This is a genomic window from Sphingomonas changnyeongensis, assembly GCF_009913435.1.
Lineage (GTDB): Bacteria > Pseudomonadota > Alphaproteobacteria > Sphingomonadales > Sphingomonadaceae > Sphingomonas_B > Sphingomonas_B changnyeongensis.
In genome coordinates, this window is record NZ_CP047895.1 from 1803945 (window position 1) to 1826429 (window position 22485).

17 protein-coding genes and 3 pseudogenes are annotated in these 22485 nt (G+C 68.5%); 12 read left to right on the plus strand and 8 right to left on the minus strand.

Features of this window, described 5'->3' with window-relative positions:
• Positions 1-2 precede the first annotated feature (2 nt).
• The 3 genes and pseudogenes from ubiB to GVO57_RS15000 form a co-directional block, all read right to left on the minus strand.
• Positions 3-1533, minus strand: a pseudogene (ubiB, locus tag GVO57_RS08905) (2-polyprenylphenol 6-hydroxylase).
• 2 nt (positions 1534-1535) lie between these two features.
• Positions 1536-2267 carry a class I SAM-dependent methyltransferase gene (locus GVO57_RS08910; RefSeq protein ID WP_160592845.1) on the minus strand — a complete coding sequence of 244 codons (732 nt, stop codon included), beginning with the start codon at positions 2265-2267 and terminating at the stop codon, positions 1536-1538.
• An 11-nt stretch (positions 2268-2278) separates the two neighbouring features.
• Positions 2279-2548, minus strand: a complete 270-nt coding sequence (locus GVO57_RS15000) for a hypothetical protein (RefSeq protein WP_233281597.1) — start codon at positions 2546-2548, stop codon at positions 2279-2281.
• Here GVO57_RS15000 and mutM point away from each other — a divergent pair.
• The 3 genes and pseudogenes from mutM (at position 2438) to GVO57_RS08925 (ending at position 7721) form a co-directional block, all read left to right on the plus strand.
• Positions 2438-3198: pseudogene (mutM, locus tag GVO57_RS08915) on the plus strand (bifunctional DNA-formamidopyrimidine glycosylase/DNA-(apurinic or apyrimidinic site) lyase). The gene GVO57_RS15000 and the pseudogene mutM overlap by 111 nt on opposite strands.
• Positions 3199-3362: 164 nt before the next feature.
• Positions 3363-4955, plus strand: coding sequence for a hypothetical protein (locus tag GVO57_RS08920; protein ID WP_160592846.1), 1593 nt, complete (start codon positions 3363-3365; stop codon positions 4953-4955).
• Positions 4956-5219: 264 nt separating this feature from the next.
• Complete coding sequence (locus tag GVO57_RS08925; RefSeq protein WP_327785508.1) at positions 5220-7721, plus strand: TonB-dependent receptor domain-containing protein; 2502 nt, start codon at positions 5220-5222, stop codon at positions 7719-7721.
• 102 nt (positions 7722-7823) lie between these two features.
• Here GVO57_RS08925 and parE read toward each other — a convergent pair whose 3' ends face one another.
• From parE to GVO57_RS08940, 3 genes and pseudogenes are all read right to left on the minus strand, one after another.
• A complete protein-coding gene (gene parE, locus GVO57_RS08930) occupies positions 7824-9800 on the minus strand; it encodes a DNA topoisomerase IV subunit B (RefSeq protein WP_160592847.1) in 1977 nt (658 codons plus the stop codon).
• Positions 9801-9856: 56 nt separating this feature from the next.
• A complete protein-coding gene (locus GVO57_RS08935) occupies positions 9857-10198 on the minus strand; it encodes a hypothetical protein (protein ID WP_160592848.1) in 342 nt (113 codons plus the stop codon).
• Positions 10199-10285: 87 nt separating this feature from the next.
• A pseudogene (locus tag GVO57_RS08940) lies at positions 10286-11028 on the minus strand (GcrA family cell cycle regulator).
• Between the two features lie 133 nt (positions 11029-11161).
• Here GVO57_RS08940 and GVO57_RS08945 point away from each other — a divergent pair.
• From GVO57_RS08945 to GVO57_RS08975, 7 genes are all read left to right on the plus strand, one after another.
• Positions 11162-11989, plus strand: a complete 828-nt coding sequence (locus GVO57_RS08945) for an ABC transporter permease (protein ID WP_160592849.1) — start codon at positions 11162-11164, stop codon at positions 11987-11989.
• Positions 11986-12690, plus strand: coding sequence for a dienelactone hydrolase family protein (locus tag GVO57_RS08950; RefSeq protein ID WP_160592850.1), 705 nt, complete (start codon positions 11986-11988; stop codon positions 12688-12690). Before GVO57_RS08945 ends, GVO57_RS08950 begins: the two co-directional genes overlap by 4 nt.
• An 81-nt stretch (positions 12691-12771) precedes the next feature.
• Positions 12772-13128, plus strand: a complete 357-nt coding sequence (locus tag GVO57_RS08955; RefSeq protein ID WP_160592851.1) for a hypothetical protein — start codon at positions 12772-12774, stop codon at positions 13126-13128.
• A gap of 203 nt (positions 13129-13331) precedes the next feature.
• On the plus strand, positions 13332-14522 hold the full coding sequence (locus tag GVO57_RS08960) for an aspartate aminotransferase family protein (RefSeq protein WP_160592852.1): 1191 nt from the start codon (positions 13332-13334) through the stop codon (positions 14520-14522).
• A 49-nt stretch (positions 14523-14571) separates the two neighbouring features.
• Complete coding sequence (argF, locus tag GVO57_RS08965) at positions 14572-15513, plus strand: ornithine carbamoyltransferase (protein ID WP_160592853.1); 942 nt, start codon at positions 14572-14574, stop codon at positions 15511-15513.
• Positions 15510-16421, plus strand: a complete 912-nt coding sequence (hslO, locus tag GVO57_RS08970; protein ID WP_160592854.1) for an Hsp33 family molecular chaperone HslO — start codon at positions 15510-15512, stop codon at positions 16419-16421. The genes argF and hslO overlap by 4 nt, the downstream gene beginning before the upstream one ends.
• Positions 16422-16502: 81 nt before the next feature.
• Complete coding sequence (locus GVO57_RS08975; RefSeq protein ID WP_327785559.1) at positions 16503-16919, plus strand: DUF3617 domain-containing protein; 417 nt, start codon at positions 16503-16505, stop codon at positions 16917-16919.
• A 307-nt stretch (positions 16920-17226) separates the two neighbouring features.
• On the opposite strand, the gene GVO57_RS08980 is transcribed toward GVO57_RS08975, so the two are convergent.
• Positions 17227-19311, minus strand: a complete 2085-nt coding sequence (locus GVO57_RS08980) for a TonB-dependent receptor (protein WP_160592856.1) — start codon at positions 19309-19311, stop codon at positions 17227-17229.
• A 308-nt stretch (positions 19312-19619) separates the two neighbouring features.
• Here GVO57_RS08980 and GVO57_RS08985 point away from each other — a divergent pair, with 308 nt between their 5' ends.
• Positions 19620-21035, plus strand: a complete 1416-nt coding sequence (locus GVO57_RS08985) for a coniferyl aldehyde dehydrogenase (RefSeq protein WP_160593923.1) — start codon at positions 19620-19622, stop codon at positions 21033-21035.
• A gap of 213 nt (positions 21036-21248) precedes the next feature.
• Here the strand turns inward: GVO57_RS08985 and GVO57_RS08990 are convergent, their stop codons facing one another.
• Positions 21249-21827: a helix-turn-helix domain-containing protein gene (locus GVO57_RS08990; protein ID WP_160592857.1), complete on the minus strand. Its 579-nt coding sequence runs from the start codon at positions 21825-21827 to the stop codon at positions 21249-21251.
• A gap of 92 nt (positions 21828-21919) precedes the next feature.
• Here GVO57_RS08990 and GVO57_RS08995 point away from each other — a divergent pair, with 92 nt between their 5' ends.
• Positions 21920-22369: a DUF6456 domain-containing protein gene (locus tag GVO57_RS08995; protein ID WP_160592858.1), complete on the plus strand. Its 450-nt coding sequence runs from the start codon at positions 21920-21922 to the stop codon at positions 22367-22369.
• Positions 22370-22485: the final 116 nt, after the last annotated feature.

Consider the following 22485-nt stretch of genomic DNA (forward strand, 5'->3'; position numbering starts at 1 on the left):
CATCAGCCCAGCAGATGCATCAGCCCGGCGCCCAGGCCCGCACCGGCGAGCGCGGTCGCCAGCGTGCGCCAGCCCCGGCCGATGCCGACCACCGGAATGTCGGGCAGCGGCGGCGGCGGCGGTGCCGCGCCGGGGCGCGGCAGCTGCTTGTCGAGCCGGCGGATCAGATCGGGCACCAGCGCCAGCGTCCGCTTCGCCTCGATCAGCCGGTCCGCTGCCCAGGCTTCCGGGCCAAGCTCGGTGCGCAGCCATTCGCCGACAAAGGGGGCTGCGGTTTCCCACATGTTGATGTCGGGATCGAGCGCGGTTGCCACGCCTTCGACCATGACCATCGTCTTTTGCAGCAGCAGCAGATGCGGCTGGGTCGGCATGTCGAAATCGCGGGTGATGCCGAACAGCCCGTCGAGCATGTTGCCGATCGAGATCGCCTTGACCGGCAGCCCGCGGATCGGCTCGCCCACCGCGCGCAGCGCGGTCGCGAACTCTGCCATATTGTGGTGCGGGGCACGTAGCCGGCCTCGAAATGGATTTCGGCGACGCGTTCGTAATTGCCGGTGATCAGGCCGTAGAGGATCTCCGCCAGCCAGCGCCGGGCGCGCCGGTCGATCCGGCCCATGATGCCGAAATCGATGGCGACGATGTCGCCGTCCGGGCGCACGAACAGATTGCCCTGGTGCATGTCGGCGTGGAAGAAACCTTCCGAAATCGCCTGGCGCAGAAAGGCGCGCACCAGCCGCCCGGCCAGCACCTGCGGATCATGTCCCGCCGCGATCAGCGCGTCGCGCCGCGACAGCTTGATCCCGTCAATCCATTCAAGCGTCATCACCCGCTTGGCGGTGCGCTGCCAGTCGATCTCGGGGATGCGGTAGCCGGGCTCGGCCTGCATCGCCTGCGCCAGTTCGGAGGCCGAGGCCGCCTCGCGCCTCAGGTCCAGCTCGCGCATCGTCCATTGCCGGAACTGGGCGATCACCTGGCGCGGGCGCAGCCGCTTCAGCTCGCCGCCCAGCGCCTCGGCCTGGGCCGCTGCCCATTCATAGGTTTCAAGCGCGCGGGTGAAATCCTCCTCCACGCCCGGGCGCAGCACCTTGACCGCGACCTGCCGGCCATCGGTGGTCACCGCGCGGTGGACCTGGGCGATCGACGCCGCGCCGACCGGGCTTTCGTCGATCGAGGCGAAGATCTCCTCGATCGGGCGGCCGAACGAGCGCTCGATCGAGTCGCGGATTTCCGCGAACGGCGCGGGGGCAGATCGTCCTGCAGCCGCAGCAGATCCTCCGCCGCCTCCGGCCCGACCAGGTCGGGGCGGGTGGCAAGCGCCTGGCCCAGCTTGATCGCCGCCGGGCCGAGCGACTCGAAGGCGGTCGCATAAGCCGGCTGGGCGGGCACGCGTGCCCCGAAACGGGCGATGCGGACCAGCCGGCGCAGCTGCGGCGGGGTCAGCGGATCGCGCTCGATCCCGGTTAGCGCGCCATGCCGGGCGAGCGTCCGGCCCCAGCGCAGCAGCCTGAAGAGATGCGTTGCGGTGGAGGCCAAGCTCAGATCTTCCAGCCGCTGTGGATCGCCACCAGCCCGCCCATGATCGGCTCGACCCGCGTCTGCACGAACCCCGCCTCGGCGATCATCCGTTCGAACGTCGGCATGTCGGGGAAACGGCGGATCGATTCGATCAGGTAACGATAGCTGTCCTCGTCACCCGCCAGCGCCTTGCCGAGGCGCGGCACCAGATGGTGCGAATAGGCGTCATAGACATCGGAAAAGCCCGGCCAGGTGGTGGTCGAGAACTCCAGGCAGAAAAACCGGCCGCCGCGCTTCAGCACCCGGTGCGCCTCGGCAAGCGCTGCCGGAATGTCGGTCACGTTGCGGATGCCGAAGGCGATCGTATAGGCGCTGAAGAACCGGTCGGGAAAGTTCAGCGCCTCGGCATTGGCCTCGGTCCACACCAGCCCGTCAATGCCGCGCTTGGCCGCACGCTGCATGCCGATGTCGAGCATGTCGGGGTTGATGTCCGCCACCGTCACCCGCGCGCCTTGCCGGGCAAGGCGGAAGGCGATGTCGCCGGTGCCGCCGGCCATGTCGAGAATATCCTCGCCCGCGCGCGGTTTGACCCGCCGGACGAACCGGTCTTTCCACAGCCGGTGCATGCCACCCGACATGGCATCGTTCATGATGTCATAGCGGCGCGCGACGCTGGAAAAGACCTCGCCGACACGGGCGGTCTTTTCCTCTGGCGATACTTCGGCATAGCCGAAAGAGACGGTCTCGGTCATCGCCCGTCCCCCTAGCCGAGCGCGGGGGGCGAGGCAAACCCGACATCGCCCGACAAAGGCCCGAAATCTCGCCATGGCCGGGCCTTGAGACGTTGGCCGGCACCGCCTATGCCGGAGCGGTGCCCGAACTTCCCGAAGTCGAGACCACGGTGCGCGGCCTGGCCGAGGCGCTGGATGGCCAGATCCTCGCCAGTGTCGCGCCGCAGCGCCCCGACATGCGTTTCGCCTTTCCCGCCGATCTGCGCCAGCGGACGACGGGCGCGCGCGTCGTGCGCCTGCACCGCCGCGCCAAATATGGCCTGATCGATACCGACCGGGGGATACGATCATCTTCCACCTCGGCATGTCGGGGCGGTGGCGGGTCGATGCCGATGCGCTGCTGCCGCACGATCATCTGCTGGTCGAGACGGGCAGCGGCCGGCGGCTGGCGCTCTATGACCCGCGCCGCTTCGGCTTTGTCGATCTGGTGCCGACGGCGCAGCTTGGTCGCTATCCGGCCTTTGCCAGAATGGGGCCGGAGCCGCTTGGCCCCGAGTTCACGCCGCGCGCGCTTGCCGCCGCGTTGGCCGGGCGGCGCGCGCCGGTCAAGGCGCTGCTGCTCGACCAGCGGGTCGTGGCGGGGCTGGGCAACATCTATGTCTGCGAGGCGCTGCACATGGCCGGGATCGCCCCCGGCCGGGCGGGCGGCGATGTGCCGCGCGCGCGCATCGACCGGCTGGTGCCCGCGATCCGCGAGGTGCTGGACGCGGCGATCGCGGCGGGGGGATCGAGCCTGCGCGACTATGCGCGGCCCGACGGCCAGCTCGGCTATTTTGCCAAGGACTGGCGCGTCTATGGCCGCGAGGGTGCGGCCTGTGGCTGCGGCACGGTGATCCAGCGCCGGGTGGATTCGGGCCGCTCGACCTTTTTCTGTCCCCGCTGCCAGCGCTGAGCCGCCAAAGCGCGGCCCGGATCCGGCGCTGTCACGAAACTGACGCCGATCCGTCACCCAACCGAAACCCGGCTGACACGCAAGCATCACAGCCCCTGCCTAACCGGAGGACCGACCGGGCGCGGAGTCGCGCGCCGGCTGATGGACACTGACAGGGGAACTTCATGTCGCGCACTCGTCTGCTCCTCCTCGGGGCTGCCGCCCTTCCGCTCGCCGCCTGCGGAGCCAGCGATCCGGCCTCTCCCGGTCAGGGCGGCGGTGGCGTCGTCGTGGTGCCTGCTCCGGCCCCGGCTCCGGCCCCGGCTCCGGGCGTCGGCCCCAACACGGCGGAAGCGGCGTTTGCGACCACGACGGTCAGCGGCGTGACGGTGACGGTTGCCGAACAGATTGCGGTCGTGAACGCCGGCACCAACAATGTGCTGACCGGCACCAACCCGCTGAACGGGGTCGCCCCGACCGGCTCCGCGCTCAATGTCGGCGCGTTCGATGCCTCGACGGTCAATCCGTTCTTCACCCGCACCAGCTATATCGGCGCGGTCAATCCGGCCGGTGACACCTGGTTCCAGGGCTGGACCTGCAATTCCTCGACGCTGAACCTCGGGCCGGGCAATGCCAGCTGCGCGACCGGCCTGTCGCGCAGCGCCGCCGCGCCTGCCGCCAGCGCCTGCCCGACCGGCACCACCGACGCGGGCACCGCCAACAATTACCGGCTGTGCCGCCTGCCGGCGCAGGTTTCGGGCACGCTCAGCCTGCCGCGTGTCGATGGCGTCGCCTATCAGCTGAACGGCCGCGTCGATGTCGGCCAGGATCGCGGCACGCTCGGCACCGGCGGCGCGGCGGCGACGCTGACCATCGCGGCGGGCGCGATCATCGTCGCCAACCCGATCGACCCGGCTCCCGATTTCCTGGTCGTCAACCGCGGTTCGCAGATCAATGCGGTCGGCACCGCGACCCAGCCGATCATCTTCACCTCGCAGCAGAACCTCAACCCGGCCAATAACGGCGACTCCAGCCAGGGCCAGTGGGGCGGCATCGTGATCGCCGGGCGTGCGCCGATTGCCAATTGCTCGTCGGGCACCAACAATGCCGATGGCACCAGCACTACCTGCGAAAACATCGTCGAAGGCACGGTGACCGCGCTTTACGGTGGCAACGCGCCGACCGACAGCAGCGGCACGATGCGCTATGTCCAGATCCGCTATTCGGGCCTGGAACTGACGCCGGGCAACGAGCTGCAGGGGCTGACCACCGCGGGCGCGGGTTCGGGCACCGACATCAGCTACATCCAGGTCCACAACAGCTCGGATGACGGGGTCGAGGTGTTCGGCGGCCGCAACAGCTTCCGCTACATGGTCGTCACGGGTGCCGATGACGACGGCTTCGACGTCGACACCGGCTGGCGCGGGCTCGTCCAGTTCCTGATCGTCGCGCAGAAGCTGACCGGGGCGACCACCGACTCCTTCGCCACCGAAATCGACTCGAACGGCAACGAGGATGCGCTGCCGCGCACCTATGGCCAATATGCCAACTTCACCTTCATCCAGACGGCCAACGCCCCGGCGGCGATCCGGCTGCGCGGCGGTGCGGATTTCGGTTTCTACAACGGCATCGTGAAGTCGGTCGCGGCCTGCGCCAACATCGTCGCGGGCACCGAGGCCAATGGCGGCAAGTCCACCATCCGGGCGGCCAATGCCGGCCTTCAGGAACTGGGCGCGCCGGTGTTCCGGTCGGTGTTCTTCGCCTGCAACGGCAACTGACCCGATCCCGGACGCATGCAGGGGGAGGCCGGAAGCAGGATCAGCCCGCTTCCGGTCGCGCAGCAAGGATAGAATGATGACCAGGCCGCTTACTTTCGCCACGCTGCTGCTCGCCTCGAGCCAGCTTTTCGCGCCCGCCGTGCTGGCGCAGACCGCGCCGCCCGCCGCGCCGCAGCAGACCCCCCCGCCCAGCCCGAACCGGCCGAGGAGGAGGTCGATGTCTCGGCCCCCGGCGCCGGGCAGCTGGACGGCGAGGACATCATCGTGCGCGGCCGCTACATCCCCAACGTCATCCGCGCGACCCCGCAGGTCGTCTCGGTGCTGTCGACGGCGGATATCGCCCGCACCGGCGAAGGCGATATTGCCGGCGCGCTCACCCGCGTCACCGGCCTGAGCGTCGTCGGCAACGGCTTCGTCTTCGTGCGCGGCCTGGGTGACCGCTATTCCTCCTCGCTGCTCAACGGCTCGCCGCTGCCGTCGCCGGAGCCGCTGCGGCGCACGGTGCCGCTCGACATCTTCCCGACGTCGATCGTCGCCAGCGCGCTCGTCCAGAAAAGCTATTCGGCCAATTATCCCGCCGAGTTCGGCGGCGGCGTCATCAACCTGACGACACGCGCCGTGCCCGAGGAGAGCTTCATCTCCATGTCCGGCTCGATCGGCGTTGATTCGGTCACCACCGGCCGGCGCGGGCTCGGCTATTATGGCAGCCGCAGCGACTGGCTGGGGTTTGATTCGGGCGAACGGGCGGTGCCCGGCGTGATCCAGGCCGAGGGCCTGACGCGCGGCGTGTTCTTTTCGAACGAAATCACCGGCTTTTCGGGCGCGCGTACCCGGCTGCTCCAGCGCTTCGACACGCCCGCCAACTTCAATCTGGAGTTCAGCGGTGGCCACCGGATGGAAGTGGGCGACGATGCCGATCTGGGCCTTGTCGCCTCGGCGCAGTTCAACAATGGCTGGCGCAACCGCGACGCCATCCAGCAGGACACCACCGATCCGACCGGCGCGCTGCGCAATGATTTCCGCACCCAGCTGACCGACAATCGCGCGGTCACCAACCTGCTGCTCGGTGCCGGGCTCGAGTTTGGCGGCCATAAGATCCGGCTGACCAACCTCTATATCAACGACACGCTGAAGCAGGCGCGCCTGTCGGGTGCGACCGTCTATCTGAACAGCAGCGGCGATCCGATCCTGCAGCAGAACACCAATCTGTTCCGCCGCCAGCTGATCGACAGCCAGGCGGTGGGCGAGCTGCGCTTCGGCGACCTGTCGCTCGATCTGCGCGGCACCTATGCCAACACCAAGCGGCTTGCGCCCTACGAGACCTTCTTCAGCTATCGCCGCAACCGGGTCACCGGCCAGTTCCAGAACGATCTGAACGGCCTGCAGGAATCCGCGACCGTCGCGTTCAGCCGGCTGAACGAGGATCTGTGGAGCGGCGCGATCGATGCCAGCCTGAAGCTGCCGACCGAACGGCCGGTGACGATTTCGGCGGGCTATTATTACAGCGACACCCAGCGCGAATCGCTGCGTCTCGACTTCCGGTTCCGCAGCTTCCTGGGCGGCGGCATCAACCCGCAATTCGCGACGCTTCGCCCGGATCTGCTGCTGTCGCCGGCAAGCATCCTCAACGCGTGCGCCAATCCGACGGCGGTGGCGGCTGAGGCCGGGTGCATCCGCCTGTTCAACACCTCCGCCTCGCAGGGGGCGGCGTTCTACGATGCCGGGCTGCGCATCAATGCCGCCTATTTCCAGGCCGAGGGCGAGCTGGCCGACGGCCTGCGCGTCACCACCGGCCTGCGCTATGAGGATGCGACGCAGCGCGTCGGCACCAACAGCGCGACCTTTGCCGGCACGCGGCTCAACAACGGCTATTGGCTGCCGGCAACCACGGTGACGTGGAACTTCGCCGATGACATGCAGCTGCGCCTCAACGCGTCCAAGACCATCGCCCGGCCGCAGTTCCGCGAACTTGCCCCGCAGATCTACCGCGATTTCGAGTTCGACCGCTTCTTCTTCGGCAATCCGCGCCTGACCGACTCGGAACTCTACAACTTTGAAGGCCGGTATGAGTTCTACCCGGCCAAGGACGACAGGATCGCGATCGCGGCCTTCCATAAGACGATCAAGCGGCCGATCGAACAGGTCGCCTTTTTCCCGAGCGAGGACGCGACGCTCACCACCGGCTTCTCCTATGCGCCGCGCGCGGTGCTCTACGGGGCCGAGGCCGAGGTGCAGAAATATTTCCCGCTCGACGGGCTGGGCGGTGATTTCTTCGCCTCGCGCCGTCTGCTGATCGTCGCCAACTACACCTACACCCAGTCAAAGCTCCGCGTCGACGACACGCTGGTGCCGAGCGCGATCCAGAACTCGGCCGGCGCGGCCGCGCTGGTGCCCGCCAGCCTGATCTTCCGCAACGGCGCGCCGCTCACCGGCCAGTCGGACCATCTGGTGAACTTCCAGCTCGGCATCGAGAGCACCGACAAGGTGAGCCAGGTGACCGTGCTGTTCAACTATGCCAGCGACCGCGTCACCAATCGCGGCCCGAACCTCCTGCCCGACATCATCGAGCGGCCGGGCATTCGGCTCGATCTGGTCGCCCGCGAGGAGCTGGAACTGTTCGGCGGCAAATGGCAGCTGAAGGTCGAGGCGCGCAACCTGACCGGCACGCCCTACCGCGAGTTCCAGCAGTTTTCCGACCGGCGCGTGCTGATCAACCGCTGGAACCAGGGCCGCATCATCTCGGTGGGGCTGAGCACCACTTACTGATGGGCACCGCCCGTTCAGGATCAGGGAAAAGGGGGCTTCAGCCCCCTTTTTTCATGGATGCGAGGGCGGGCGCGCGGGGGAAGAAGGGCAGGGGCCGTCGCCTCAGGCGTCGATCGCCTCTTCGTCCAGCCGCGCGGCATTTTCCTGGATGAACTGGAACCGGTGTTCGGGGTTGCGGCCCATCAGCCTGTCAACCAGATCGCGCACGCCGGCGCGTTCCTCATAATCCTGGGGCAGGGTGACGCGGATCAGCGTGCGGGTGCGCGGATCCATGGTGGTTTCGCGCAGCTGTTGCGGGTTCATCTCGCCTAGACCCTTGAAGCGCGATACCTCGACCTTGCGGCCCTTGAACGCCTGGCGTTCGATCTCCGCCCGGTGCTGGTCGTCGCGCGCATACAGGCTCTTGCCGCCCGCACTCAGCCGGTAGAGCGGCGGCTGGGCCAGATAGACATGGCCGCGCCGGACGATGTCGGGCATTTCCTGAAAGAAAAAGGTCATCAGCAGCGTCGCGATATGCGCGCCGTCGACATCGGCGTCGGTCATGATGATCACGCGTTCATAGCGCAGCGCATCGGGCTGGCATTTGTCGCGCGTGCCGCAGCCCAGCGCCTGGATCAGGTCGGCAATCTCGCCATTGGCGCGGATCTTGTCGGCGGTGGCGGAGGCGACGTTCAGGATCTTGCCGCGAATGGGCAGGATCGCCTGGGTCTTGCGGTCGCGCGCCTGCTTGGCCGATCCGCCGGCGCTGTCGCCCTCGACGATGAACAGCTCGGTCCCCGCCGGGTCGGACGCCGCGCAGTCGGTCAGCTTGCCGGGCAGGCGCAGCTTGCGCGCGCCGGTCGCGGTCTTGCGCTTGACCTCGCGCTCGGCCTTGCGGCGCAGCCTTTCGTCCATCCGGTCAAGAACGAAGCCGAGCAGCGCCTTGCCGCGTTCCATGCGGTCGGACAGGAAATGATCGAAATGATCGCGGATCGCCGCCTCGACCAGCCGGGCGGCTTCGGGGCTGGTCAGCCGGTCCTTGGTCTGGCTCTGGAACTGGGGATCGCGGATGAACACCGATAGCATCAGCTCGGCCCCCGCCATGACATCGTCGGCGGTGATGTCCTTGGCCTTTTTCAGCCCCGTCAGCTCGCCAAAGCCGCGCACCCCCTTGGTCAGCGCGGCGCGCAGCCCCTGTTCATGGGTGCCGCCATCGGGGGTGGGGATGGTGTTGCAATACCAGCTCGTCCCGCCCTCGCTCCACAGCGGCCAGGCGACCGCCCATTCGACGCGGCCCTGACCGTCGGGAAACTCCTGCGCGCCCGAAAAGAACTCGGTCGTCGCGCATTCGCGCGCGCCGATCTGTTCGCGCAGATGATCGGCAAGGCCGCCGGGAAACTGGAAAACCGCCTCGGCCGGCGTGTCGTCGCCGATCAGCTCGGGCGCGCAGCGCCAGCGTATCTCGACCCCGGCGAACAGATAGGCCTTTGACCGCGCCAGCCGGTAGAGCCGCGCCGGCTTGAAGCGCATCTCCTCGCCGAAAATCTCGGTGTCGGGGGTGAAGGCGACGCTGGTGCCGCGCCGGTTGGGCGCCGCACCGACCTCTTCAAGCGGGCCGAGCGTCTGGCCGCGCGCGAAACGCTGGCGGTAGAGCGTCTTGTTGCGCGCCACCTCGACCACCGTATCCGACGACAGGGCGTTGACGACGCTGACCCCAACGCCGTGCAGCCCGCCCGATGTCTGATAGGCCTTGCCGGCGAATTTGCCGCCTGAATGCAGGGTCGACAGGATCACCTCCAGCGCCGACTTGCCCGGATATTTGGGGTGGGGGTCGATCGGGATGCCGCGGCCATTGTCGGTGATGGTCAGCCGGTTGCCCGGCTCCAGCACCAGTTCGATCCGCGTCGCATGGCCGGCGACCGCTTCGTCCATCGCATTGTCGAGCACTTCGGCGGCCAGATGGTGCATCGCGCGCTCGTCGGTGCCGCCGACATACATGCCCGGCCGCCGCCGCACCGGTTCCAGCCCCTCCAGCACCTCGATCGCCGAGGCGTCATAGTCTTGGGCGGCGGGGGTGGCGGCGGCGAACAGATCGGACATGGCATGATGCTATAAAGGCGCAGCCCCGTCGGCGGAAGCCGCCGTTCGCGGGCGCGTCAACGGCGCTGCACGGGGCCCCCGCATGCCCAGAGCGGCGCATGGGTGATGAGCGCGCCGTGGCCGAGCGCGGCGGAGGCCAGTGCCGCGCGGTCGCCGGTCACCACCAGCGCACCCGGAATGCGCGCCGGGCCGATCAGCCGTCCGCCCGTCTCCGTCACCCATGCCGGGGCCTGGCCCGACTGGCCGGGCAGCAGCGGGACGACCAGGAAAGGCCCTTCGGCGCGCGGCATGACGAGCAGCAGCCCGCTCGCTGCGACCAGCGCCGCCTGCACGGTCAGCGCGCTGGGACGGCGGCTGCGCGGCCGGGCGACGGGATTGTCCTTGGCGTGCTGTCGCATCGGCACCGACCCTTACTCACCCTGCGCGGCGGCCGGCTGGCCGCGCGCGCAGGGTTCTTGCCTTATTCTAGGCGGGTCGAGCCCGGTTCAGCGCACGCGCGGCCCGCCAAAGGGCAGCGGCGGCGGCGGACGCCGGTCGCGGCGCGGCAGCTGCGCCTGATAGGCCTGGCCGCAATGATCGACGCAATAGGGGAAGCCGGGATTGACCGGCCGGCCGCAGAAATGAAAGTCCGGCTCGCCCGGATGGCCGATCGGCCATTTGCAGATCCGGTCATTGAGGTCGAGCAGGCTGGTCTTGCCCGCGATTTCCGGGCTGGGACGCGCGGGCACCAGCCGGCGCGGCGGCGCGGGCGGGATCGGCGCGGCGGGTTCGCCGGGGGCCTGACGCAGAAAGCCGCCGGGACCGATCGACCGGATGATGGGCGCGGGCGTGGCGGGCGCATCGGCGGCATCGTCATCATCGAACGGTTCGTCGGCGCGCGCGTCCACCGGTTCGGGGGCGGGCTGCGCGGGTGCGGGAGCAGGGGCCGGGGTTGCGGCCGGCTGGGCCTCGCGCCGCGGTGCCGGGGGACGGCGACAGGGGTGGCCGCAGCCGGGGCGGGATCGGCTGTGCGTTCGCGCGCCGGCGGCTTCGCGGCAGCCCGGTCCCCGTCCTTGTTCTTGTCTTTGTCGCGCACGGGCGAGGGACGGGACTGGAGCCCGAGCCGGTGCGCCTTGCCGATCACTGCGTTGCGGCTGACGCCGCCCAGTTCCTCGGCAATCTGGCTTGCGGTCATGCCCTTTTCCCACATCGACTTCAGCTGTTCGATGCGTTCGTCAGTCCAGGCCATCTTTATCCCTTGTGCCTCAAAACCATCGGTGTCTCAAAACCATCGGCGTCTCAAAACGATCGTCGGGCGGCCATCACCTTGCAGATCATGCCCACCTTGCGGACCGCGCCACGAGCCGATAGGCGAGCAGGCGATGGCTGACCAGTCCCAATCCGGAATTCGCCTCGCACCCGGGGTCGCGTCGATCAGGCGCGTCAACTGGCCGGGGCTCCGCGCCCTCTATGTGAAGGAGGTGCGACGTTTCTTCAAGGTCCAGCTGCAGACGATCTGGGCGCCCGCGATCACGACGCTGCTTTACCTCGTCATCTTCTCGGTCGCGCTGGGCGGCAGCGGGCGGATGGTGCTCGGCCACAGCTTTGCCGATTTCGTGGCGCCGGGCCTGATCGTGATGGGCATGATCCAGAACGCCTTTGCCAACTCCAGCTTCTCGCTGCTCGTCGGCAAGATCCAGGGCACGATCGTCGACTATCTGATGCCGCCGCTGTCGAATGGCGAGCTGCTTGCGGCGATGGTGGGCGCGTCGGTCACCCGTGCGGTGCTGGTCGGGCTGACCGTGTGGCTGGCGATGCAGTTCTGGCCGGGCGTGCATGTGATGCCGCGCAATATTTGGGCGGTGCTGTGGTTCGGGCTGTTCGGATCGATGTTCCTCGCCTTTCTGGGCGTGATGACGTCGATCTGGGCGGAAAAGTTCGATCATGCAGCGGCGGTGACCAACTTTGTCGTTGCCCCGCTGTCGCTGCTGTCGGGCACTTTCTATTCGGTCGAGGCGCTGTCGCCGCTGTTCCGCACGATCAGCCATGCCAACCCGTTTTTCTATGTGATTTCGGGCTTCCGCTATGGCTTTCTGGGTGACGCCGACTCGCCGGTGATGCTTGGCGCCGTGCTTCTCTTTGTCATCAATCTCGCCATGGGTGCGGCCTGTTACGCCCTGCTCAGGTCAGGCTGGAAACTCAGGGCATGATCGAAACTGCCGATTATCCGGCCGGGGGCCTGATCTGCCAGGCTTCGGTCGCCCGCCCCGAAGGTGCGGGCCCGTTCCCCGCCGTGATGATCGCGCCGACGATCCGCGGCCCGAGCGCGCTCGAGCGCCAGGTGGCGGAACGGCTCGCCGGCCTTGGCTATATGGCCGTGCTGATCGATGTTTACGGCAAGGAGCAGCAGGATCTGGCGCCCGATCAGGCGCGCGCGCAGATGGACGCGCTGCTTGCCGACCGGGCGCTGCTGCGCGCCAGGCTGCTCGCCGCGCTGGCGTTCGTGCAGGGGCTGGACGGGGTCGATCCGGCGCGGATCGCGGTGATCGGCTATTGTTTCGGCGGGCTGTGCGCGCTCGACATCGCGCGCACCGGCACCGATGCGATCCTGGGGGCGGTGTCGCTGCACGGCGTGTTCGCGCCGCCCGGGCTGGGGCCGCAGGCCCCGATTACGGCCAAACTCCTCGTCCTCCATGGCTGGGACGATCCGCTGGCGACCCCCGACGATGTTCTGTGCCTGACGCGTGAGCTGACCGGGGCCGGTGCCGACTGGCAGCTTCATGCTTATGGCCATGTCGGCCATGCCTTCACCAATCCGGCGGCGTCTTCGCCGGGCCTTGCCTATGACGCGGCGGCGGACCGGCGGTCCTTTGCCGCGCTGACCGGCTTTCTGGCCGAAATCTTCGCTTAACCGCGGATAACGGCCGCGTTCAGCCTCCGCCCAGCCCCGCCGCGCTAGACCGGCCGGGCATTCAGAAGTCGGAGGCTCAAGATGACCAAGTTTCTGTTCACCGGGGTGATCGCTCTGGCCGCTGCGGCCGCCGCCATGCCCGCCAGCGCCCAGCCCATGGGCGACTGGGGCGGGCGTGGGCCGGGGCGCGGTGCCGGGATCGAGCGTCAGCTTGACCGGATCGCGTTCCGCATCGAACGGGGCGAGCGCAACGGCGCGCTCACCCGCGGTGAATCCCGGCGGCTGCGCGGCCAGCTGAACGACATTTCCCGGCTCGAGCGCCGCTACAGCTTCAACGGCATCGACCGGCGCGAATGGCAGGATCTCAACCGCCGCATCGCGGTGCTCGAAAACCGCGTCTGGCGGCAGAAGCGGGATGACGACGTCCGCCGCTGGTGACGGATCGTCGATCATAACGGGCGTCCGCGCCCCGGCTGCAACGCCGGGGCGCGACGTCTTTTCCTCTCTGGCATCTTGCCCGCGGCTGCTCCCGGTTTGTTGACCGAAATGCGCCCGCTGCCTATATCGACGCCAAGGCGACCGGAAGGTCGCCTTTTTGCGTTACGACCGGGCATCCGGTTCGATCAGTGGAGACTGTCACGATGGCCATCACCCCGCTCATGCCCGTCTATCCGCGCTGCGGCGTGCGACCGGTGCGCGGCGAGGGGTGCTATCTGATCGGCGAGCAGGGCGAACGCTATCTGGATTTCGCCAGCGGCATCGCCGTCAACCTGCTCGGCCATGGCCACCCGCATCTGGTGAAGGCGATCCAGGAGCAGGCGGCGACGCTGATGCACGTCTCGAACCTTTACGGCAGCCCGCAGGGCGAGGCGCTGGCGCAGCGGCTGATCGACAACAGCTTTGCCGACACGGTGTTCTTCACCAACTCGGGCGCCGAAGCGCTCGAATGCGCGATCAAGACGGCGCGCCGCTTCCACCATGTCGGCGGCAATCCGGAGCGCACGACGCTCATCACCTTCTCCAACGCCTTTCACGGCCGCACGATGGCGACGATCAGCGCGACCGATCAGGAAAAGCTGCGCTCGGGCTTCGAGCCGCTGCTCGGCGGGTTCAAGGTCGTGCCGTTCAACGATCTTGAGGCCGCTGCCGCCGCCGTCGACGCGACGACCGCCGGCTTCCTGGTCGAACCCGTGCAGGGCGAAGGCGGCATCCGCCCGGCTACGCCCGAGTTTCTGGAAGGGCTGCGGCGCATCTGCGACGAGCATGGCCTGCTGCTCGTGCTCGACGAGGTGCAGTGCGGCGTGGCGCGCACCGGCAGCCTTTATGCCTATGAACAATATGGCGTGACCCCGGACATTCTGGCGACCGCCAAGGGCATTGGCGGCGGCTTTCCGGTCGGGGCGTGCATGGCGACCGAACATGCCGCGCGCGGCATGGTCATCGGCACCCATGGGTCGACCTATGGCGGCAACCCGCTGGCGATGGCCGCGTGCCAGGCGGTGCTCGACGTGATCCTCGAGCCCGAGTTCATGGCCAATGTCCGCCGGATGGGCGAAAGGCTGCGCCAGGCGCTCGAACAGCTGATCCCCAATCACGATCATCTGTTCGACAGCGTGCGCGGCATGGGGCTGATGCTGGGCCTGAAGCTCAAGTCCGACAGCCGGGCGTTCGTCGCGCATCTGCGCGACCATCACGGCCTGCTGACGGTGGCGGCCGGCGACAATGTCGTGCGCGTGCTGCCGCCGCTCGTCATCGACGACAGCCATGTCGCCGAGTTCATCGACCGGCTGTCCGCCGGCGCGCGCAGCTTCGCGCCCGCCGAGGCGGCCTGACACAGACCGGCCGCGCCGGCCCCAGGGCCAGCCGGCCAGGGAGATGCTGATGACCCGCCATTTCCTCGACCTGGGCGCGGTGGGCGCCGATGCCGTGGCCGCGATCCTCGCCGAGGCGCATGACCGCAAGCGCGCGCGCGCCGGCTGGCCGCGCGGGCGCGCCGATGCCGACCGGCCGCTCGACGGCCATGTGCTGGCGATGATCTTCGAGAAAAGCTCGACCCGCACCCGGGTGTCGTTCGACATGGCGATCCGCCAGCTGGGCGGCAGCGCGATCATCCTTGATGCGGGCTCCACCCAGCTTGGCCGCGGCGAGACGATCGCCGACACCGCGCGGGTGCTCAGCCGCTATGTCGATGCGATCATGATCCGCACCGACGATCCGGCCAAGCTTGACGAACTCGCCCAGCATGCCGGCGTGCCGGTGATCAACGGGCTGACCGACCGCACCCATCCGTGCCAGATCGTTGCCGATCTGCAGACGGTGACCGAGCGGGGGCTGGCGCTGCCGGGCAGTAAATGGGCCTGGCTGGGCGATGGCAACAATGTGCTGCATTCGATCATCGAGGCGGCCGGGCTGTTCGGCTTTTCCGTCGCCTGCGGCTGTCCCGAAGGCTATGATCCCGACCCCGCGATCGTCGCCGAAGCCAATGCGCGGCTGGCCGGCAGCAATGCCCGTGTCACCATCGAGCGCGATCCCGCGCGCGCGGCGGCCGAGGCGGATGTCGTCGTCACCGACACCTGGGTGTCGATGGGCCAGGCCGACAGCGCGGCCAAGATCCGCGCGATGACGCCCTATCAGGTCAATCCGCTGCTGATGGCATCGGCGCGGGCCGGGGCGACGTTCCTCCACTGCCTGCCCGCCCATCGCGGCGAGGAGGCGACCGACGACATTCTGGACGGGCCGCAATCGGCGATCTGGGACGAGGCGGAAAACCGCCTCCATGCCCAGAAGGCGGTGCTGATGTGGTGTTTCGGGCTGATCGGATGACCGACACCCCCGAACCCGACCGGACGCTGGCCTTTGCGATCATGGGGCGTCACGCCCGTGGCCGTTTCGTGCGGCTGGGGCCGACGCTCGATGCGATCCTGGCCGCCCATGCCTATCCGCCGGCGATTGAAAAGCTGCTGGCCGAGGCGCTGGCGCTGACGGCGTTGCTCGGCTCGACGCTGAAGGACGAGGGCGGGCAGATGACGCTGCAGGCGCAGGCGCAGGGCGGCGTGGTCGATCTGCTGGTCTGCGATTATCGCGGCGGTGAACTGCGCGGCTATGTGCGCTTCGATGCCGATCGTTACGCCCAGATGCCCGCCGATCCGTCGCTGTTCGCGCTGTTCGGCACCGGCTATCTGGCGATCACCTTTGATCAGGCGGTCAGCGGCGAACGCTATCAGGGGATCGTGCCGCTCGAGGGCGGGTCGCTGGCCGAGGCGGCGGAAAGCTATTTCGCCCAGTCCGAACAGATCCCCAGCCTGGTGCGCATCGCCCATCGCCACCGCGATGGCGGCGGCTGCGTGGTCGGCGGCATGCTGCTCCAGCATCTGCCGGACGGCGAGGACGGGCGCGACCGGCTGCATACCCGGCTCGATCATCCCGAATGGGAACATGTCCGGGTGCTGGGCGAAACCATCCGGTTCGAAGAACTGACCGATGCGGCGCTGCCGCTCGAAACGCTGGCGTGGCGGCTGTTCCATGAGGAAGATGACGTCCGGGTGCTGGGCGGGGCGGCGATCCGCAAGGGCTGCCGCTGCAACGCCGCCCATATCATCGACGTGCTGGCGCGTTTTCCGGAGGGCGAGCGCGCCGAAATGGCCGATGACGAAGGCGTGATCCGCGTCGATTGCGCCTTCTGCTCGATCGTTCACCCGATCCCGCTGGCGGTCATTGCCGACAGGCAATGAACAAAAGGGTAATATCGGGCGGTTAGGGCCGGTGCCGGACAGGAGGGCAGGGCGATGGCGGCAGGACGGGCATTGGCGGTAATGCTGGCGGCGACCCTTCTCGGACCCGCGCTGGCCAGCGCGATGCCCCCCGTGCGCGATGCGGTGCTGCCCCGGCTGGCTGTGCTCGGCCGCATCCAGCCCGGCCTGTGGGCTTTGCGCGACCGCGAACCCGACGGGCGCACCCGGCAGCAGTGCATCGTCGATCCCGACATGTTCGTGCAGCTCGCCCATCCCGGCCCGCGCTGCCAGCGCTTCGTGATCGACGACCAGCCGGTGACCGGCACCGTGCATTACAGCTGCCCTGGGGCCGGGCATGGCCGGACCACGATCCGCCTCGAAACCCCGGCGCTGATCCAGATCGACAGCCAGGGCGTGACGGCAGGTGCGCCGTTCAGCATGGCCGTCGAGGGGCGCCGGCTGGGGGATTGTCCGGCCGCCGGGCGGCGCAGGCGCTAAAGCGGTTTCCCGTCAGCTGGACTCACCTGACGGTTCGGAAAACGCGGCAAACCAACAAGTTCGAGCGGTTTCAAGCCGGGAGGCGGCGGCAGGCTGCCCGCGAAAATGATCCGGAGCGGATATTCCACATCTTGCCGTTAAGCTGGCGTTTACGATGTTTGCGCTATTCAGAAAGCGTGTCGCGTAGGCACGCTTTCCTCCCTTAAGGGCCGCAAGGCCAACTGGGCCGCCTCTGTCGAGGCGGCCCGTTTTATTTGAGGCTGTTATTGGCAGAGAGCGCCCCGGCACGGGCCGGGGCGCTGCCAGATCAGAACGAGGTCTTGACCGACACCCGGATGTCGCGCCCGGCAAGCGGTGCGAAATCCTTGAGGAAGCTGGCATGGCGGCGGGCGACGACGTCGAAGATGTTGTTCGCCTGCAGCATCAGTTCCGGCTTTTTCGGGCCGGTGCCCCAGGGCCGCCACGCGATCTGCGCGTTGACGAGGGTGAAGCCCGCGGTTTCGGTTTCGAAATCGGTCACCCGGTCCTGGCGGAAGCTGCGTTCGATCTCGGCGCGCGCGGTCAGCCGGTCAGAGGTGGCGCTGACGCCGCCCAGCAGGCGCAGCGGCGGGATGCGCGGCACCGGGCCGACGCCCGGCAGCGTGGCGCGAACATAATCGGCAACGCCGTCAATGGCGATTTCGGCCCCGGCCACGCGGCCGAGGGTCGCACCGATCTGTGCTTCGATCCCGTAGAAGCGCGCGCGCTGCTGGCGGAACTCGAAGATCGGCAGGCCTTCGTCGGGATCGACGCCGCCGGTCGCGTCTTCATAGATGAAGTTGCTGAACCGGTTGTAATAGGCCGACAGTTCAAAGTTCAGCCCCTTGCCGCCGCCGCGCAGCACCGCTTCGAGGCCGAGATTGCGTTCGGTGTCGAACGTCGGATCGCCGATTTCAAACGCCTGGGTGCCCTTGTGCGGGCCGTTCGAGAACAGCTCTTCGGCCGAAGGCGCGCGCTCGGTGCGCGACAGGTTGACGCCCAGCCGCCAGCCGGGGGTGAACTCATAGGACGCGCCGACCGAGCCGGACAGGGCGGTGAAGCGCCGCGTCACGTCGAACTCGGGCGATTCCACGCTGGTGCGCTCGATGCGGCCGCCAAACTCGACCTTCCAGCGGCCGCTCGTCACTTCCTGAAGCGTGAACAGGCCGAATTGCTCGGTGCGGTTCTCGCGCAGGAACGCCTCTTCGCCGACGGCGTCGAAATCGCGGATGAAGAACTGGCCGCCGACCGCGCCCTTCCAGCCGCCGCGCTGCTGCTGGACCAGCTCGACCCGGCCTTCCATCGCCTCGCTGGTGAAGGTCGTGCCGATATCGCCTTCGGGCTCGATTTCGTCATGCGTGTAATCGGCATAGCCGAAGCGGCCGCGCAGCAGCTCGAACAGCCCGCCGCCCAGATTGAGCTCGCCGCGCACGTCAAGGCGCGTCTGGCGGATGTCGAGCGTGGGGGCTTCGCCCTCGCCGGTGGTCAGATCGAACCGCGCGGGAATGCCATAGACGCTGTCATAGCGGCTGACCGCAAAGCCGAGCGAGCCGCCCGAGCCGACATAGGCGGCACCGCCCGCCAGATCCCAGGTGCGTGCCTGGGTGTTGTCGATCCGGCCCGACAGATCGGCCAGTTCGCGCACTTCGGGGTTGCTGCTCGCCAGCGCCTGGGCGCGCGCGCCGCGCGACAGCACCGGGCCGCCGATGCGCAGATCGTCGCCGTCCAGATAGCTGCCGTCGAAATGCACGACGATGTTGTTGCTGACCGGCACGTCGACCGACGCTGCGCCGAAAACCTGATCGGCGGCCGAGCTGTAGCCGGCCAGCGTGTCGACGTGCAGCTGTTCATCGGGCAGGCCGCGCGGCACGCGGCGGTCGAGCACATTGACCACGCCGCCAATGGCCGAGGAGCCGAACTGCAGCGCCGCCGGGCCGCGCAGCACCTCGATGCGCTCGGCCAGGAACGGGTTGATCGCCACCGCATGGTCGACCGAGGTGTTTGACACGTCGAAGCTGCCGATGCCGTCGGTCAGCACGCGGATGCGCTCACCCTGAAAACCGCGCAGCACCGGGCGCGAGGCGTTGGGACCAAAGGCGGTCGAGCTGACACCCGGCAGCCGGGCCAGGGTTTCACCGATGGTCGGGCGCACTTCGCGCGCCAGCTCGGCCCCCGCCAGCACCGACACGCCGAACGGGATCGCCGCACGGTCGCGGGCGTAAGGCGCGGTGATGATGATCGTGGGCGCGCTTTCGACATGGAAATCGTCGGTCTGGCGCTGCGCAGGGGCCGGGTTGGCCCCGCCGGCGGTCGACTGGGCAGCGGCGGCGACCGGCATCAGCGCGACGCCGGCAAGCAGTGCGAAACGGATCATGTTGTCCCCAATGTTATGTGATTCGGCCGCGCGGTTACGCTGAAATGTAATGTTATATCAAGCGGTGTTCGACGAGCGACGTCACCGGGGCGGCGGGCGCGGAGGAATGGGTCACGGTCCGGTCCCCCTTTCGCCGGCCCGCCCGGCGGAGATCCGCAAGCGCTTGCCCGCGCCGCGATTTTCCTTCACCTTTGCGTCAACGGAAAGATGCGCGCCCGGCCCACGGCCGGAGCGTGTGCGGGCATGTCCCCTGCCGTCGCCACGATCTGATCGTGAGGGCGCGGGGGATTTTGAGGGAGTGGATGGACATGGACCTGAATGCGATCCTTCTGGCGCAGCGCGCCGCCAGCGATGCCGCGCGGCCCGAAGGGCTTGAGGTGCGCCGCGACCGGCTGACCCGGGCGATCCGCATGATGGTCGACAATGCCGAGGCGTTCTGCACGGCGCTGGCGGACGATTTCGGCCATCGCAGCCGCGAACAGTCGATGGTGACCGACATCATCGCCTCGATCCGCGCGCTCAAACATGCCCGGCGCAATCTGGCGCGCTGGGCGCGGCCGGAACGGCGGCGGCTGGATTTCCCGCTCGGCCTGCTCGGCGCGCGGGCGACGGTTGAGTATCTGCCCAAGGGCGTGATCGGCGTGATCGCGCCGTGGAACTTTCCGGTGCAGCTGACCATGGGGCCGCTTGCCGGCATCTTCGCGGCGGGCAACCGCGCGATGGTCAAATCATCCGAGTTCACGCCGCGTGTGGCGGCGCTGTTCGAAGAGGTCGCGCCGCGCTATTTCGACGCGACCGAACTGGCCTTTGTCAGCGGCGGTGCCGATATCGGCCAGGCGTTTTCGGCGCTGCCGTTCGATCATCTGATCTTCACCGGCGCGACGCCGATCGGCCGCCACATCCTGCACGCCGCGGCCGATAATCTGACGCCGGTGACGCTGGAACTGGGCGGCAAATCGCCGACCATCATCGGCCGGTCGGCCGATCTGGCGCAGGCGACCGGGCGGATCGCGCTCGGCAAGATGCTCAATGCCGGGCAGATCTGCCTCGCGCCCGATTATCTGCTGGTGCCCGAGGACAAGGAAGAGGCGGTGATCGCCGGGCTGACCCAGTCGGTCTCGGCCATGTATCCGCGCCTGCTCGACAATCCCGACTATACGGCGGTGGTCAATGCCCGCCATCATGGCCGGCTGAATGCCTATCTCGACGATGCGCGGGCCAAGGGCGGCGAGGTGATCGCCGTCAACCCGGCGGGCGAGGATTTCGCCGCGTCCAACGGCACCAAGATGCCGCTCTACATCGTCCGTAATCCGACCGACGACATGCAGGTGATGAAGGACGAGATTTTCGGCCCCGTGCTGCCGGTCAAGCGCTATGCGCGGATCGATGAGGCGATCGACTATGTGAACGGCCGCGACCGGCCGCTCGGCCTTTATTATTTCGGCACCGACGCCGCCGAGGAACGGCGCGTGCTCGACCGCACGATCTCCGGCGGGGTGACGGTCAATGATGTGATCTTCCATGTGTCGATGGAGGATCTGCCGTTCGGCGGGATCGGCCCGTCGGGCATGGGCGCCTATCACGGGCTGGACGGGTTCCGCACCTTCAGCCACGCCCGGTCCATCTATCGCCAGCCCAGGATCGACATCGCCAAGCTGGCCGGGTTCAAGCCGCCCTATGGCGCGGCGACCGCCAAATCGATCGCCCGCGAATTGAAGGTCTGATCGGGGGCGGCGGGAGGTTTTTGTTTTGGTCGCGGCACCGGGGGTTTGTGAATTGGGAAGAACGGCACCAGCCCGCTCCCCCACCCGGCCACCCAACGGCAGGATACGCTATGGGTGGCCGGGTGGGGGAGCGGGCTGGTGCCGCCCCTGCGCCGCGAGGCGCAACACAAGCGACGCCGCCCCCGCGCCCTGAGGCGCAGCGAACACCCCGCTTCAGAGCGCGCGCACCAGTCGGACAGCGCGGGCCAGCCAGGGCGGATCGGCGAAAATCTGCTGCCGCCCGCCCGCGCCAAGCGGCAGCAGCTGGATGCGGCCTTCGCCCTCCGCGCCGCTGTCGCGGCCGATCAGCCGGCCAAAGGCGAAGCGCCCGGCCGGGCGCGGCACCAGCACGTCGCGGTTGAGCGCCTGGGCGAACTGCGCAGGGTCCAGCCGCTCGCACCAGATTTCGTCGCCGGCGCGATAGTCGCCGATCGATCCGTCCGCGATCACCGCGATCAGTGCCGGGGCGGGCTGGGGCGGCAGCACGACCGCCGGCTGGCGCGGCGCGCGCGCGCCGTCCGGGCCGAGCAGGGCCGCGACCGGCAGGTCGGGCCGGTCGGGCAGGCGGACCAGATCGGCCGCTTCCACCCCCAGCGCGCGGGCGATGCGGTTCAGCCAGGCAACCGATACGGTGCGCGTCCCCGTTTCCAGCCGACCGATCGTCTGGGCGGTGGTGGGCGGCACACAGGCGCGCGCCACATCCTCCAGCGTCAGCCCCTTGGCACGGCGCACCTCGCGTATGGCGGTGATCATCGGATCGATCCTTGAACCGTTGCGGTTATTTCTCTGTCCTACACCGTGCCGGACGTGCGAGGCAAGCGTCGAATCACAACACGGAGCGGGCTATGGGTCGGGAGTTGCGGGAACAGCGGCTGGCCGGGGCGGGCAACCGCAGCGTCACGGTCAATATCGGGGAATCGGCGCTGTCATGGCTCGCCGCGCGCGGCCGCATCTCGCCGCGTCAGGCGCTCGCTGGCGACACGCTGCGCCGCGACTGGGAACGCGCCGGCCTGTCGCCGCGCGTCACGATGCGCTGGGACGATCCGCGCGGGCGGCGCGGGGCGGGCACCATCGGCGCGCCCGATCCGACCATGTCGCAGATCGATGCCAAGCGCCGCTTCGATGCCGCCATCGGCCATGTCGGCCCCGGCCTGTCCGACATATTGTGGCGCGTGGTGTGCGCCGATGAAGGGCTGGCGCTGGCCGAACGCGCGCTGGGCTGGCCGGCGCGGGCGGGCAAGCTGGTGCTGGGCCTCGCGCTCGACCGGCTGGCCGATTTCTACCGGATCGGGTGAGGGGAAGGGGAGCCGGGCTTCCGGTTGTTTGTTGTGCGGCTGAACGCCGCACCGGCCGCTGCCGTTCTTCCTAAACGAAAAACCCCCGGTGCCGCCCCCGCGCCGATGGGCGCAGA

Excerpts from the sequence above, each read along its gene's own strand:
- GVO57_RS08910 (WP_160592845.1), bottom strand. The coding sequence starts at position 2,267 with ATGACCGAGACCGTCTCTTTCGGCTATGCCGAAGTATCGCCAGAGGAA.
- GVO57_RS08920 (WP_160592846.1), top strand. The coding sequence starts at position 3,363 with ATGTCGCGCACTCGTCTGCTCCTCCTCGGGGCTGCCGCCCTTCCGCTC.
- parE (WP_160592847.1), bottom strand. The coding sequence starts at position 9,800 with ATGTCCGATCTGTTCGCCGCCGCCACCCCCGCCGCCCAAGACTATGAC.
- GVO57_RS08935 (WP_160592848.1), bottom strand. The coding sequence starts at position 10,198 with ATGCGACAGCACGCCAAGGACAATCCCGTCGCCCGGCCGCGCAGCCGC.
- GVO57_RS08945 (WP_160592849.1), top strand. The coding sequence starts at position 11,162 with ATGGCTGACCAGTCCCAATCCGGAATTCGCCTCGCACCCGGGGTCGCG.
- GVO57_RS08950 (WP_160592850.1), top strand. The coding sequence starts at position 11,986 with ATGATCGAAACTGCCGATTATCCGGCCGGGGGCCTGATCTGCCAGGCT.
- GVO57_RS08955 (WP_160592851.1), top strand. The coding sequence starts at position 12,772 with ATGACCAAGTTTCTGTTCACCGGGGTGATCGCTCTGGCCGCTGCGGCC.
- GVO57_RS08960 (WP_160592852.1), top strand. The coding sequence starts at position 13,332 with ATGGCCATCACCCCGCTCATGCCCGTCTATCCGCGCTGCGGCGTGCGA.
- argF (WP_160592853.1), top strand. The coding sequence starts at position 14,572 with ATGACCCGCCATTTCCTCGACCTGGGCGCGGTGGGCGCCGATGCCGTG.
- hslO (WP_160592854.1), top strand. The coding sequence starts at position 15,510 with ATGACCGACACCCCCGAACCCGACCGGACGCTGGCCTTTGCGATCATG.
- GVO57_RS08975 (WP_327785559.1), top strand. The coding sequence starts at position 16,503 with ATGCTGGCGGCGACCCTTCTCGGACCCGCGCTGGCCAGCGCGATGCCC.
- GVO57_RS08980 (WP_160592856.1), bottom strand. The coding sequence starts at position 19,311 with ATGATCCGTTTCGCACTGCTTGCCGGCGTCGCGCTGATGCCGGTCGCC.
- GVO57_RS08985 (WP_160593923.1), top strand. The coding sequence starts at position 19,620 with ATGGACCTGAATGCGATCCTTCTGGCGCAGCGCGCCGCCAGCGATGCC.
- GVO57_RS08990 (WP_160592857.1), bottom strand. The coding sequence starts at position 21,827 with ATGATCACCGCCATACGCGAGGTGCGCCGTGCCAAGGGGCTGACGCTG.
- GVO57_RS08995 (WP_160592858.1), top strand. The coding sequence starts at position 21,920 with ATGGGTCGGGAGTTGCGGGAACAGCGGCTGGCCGGGGCGGGCAACCGC.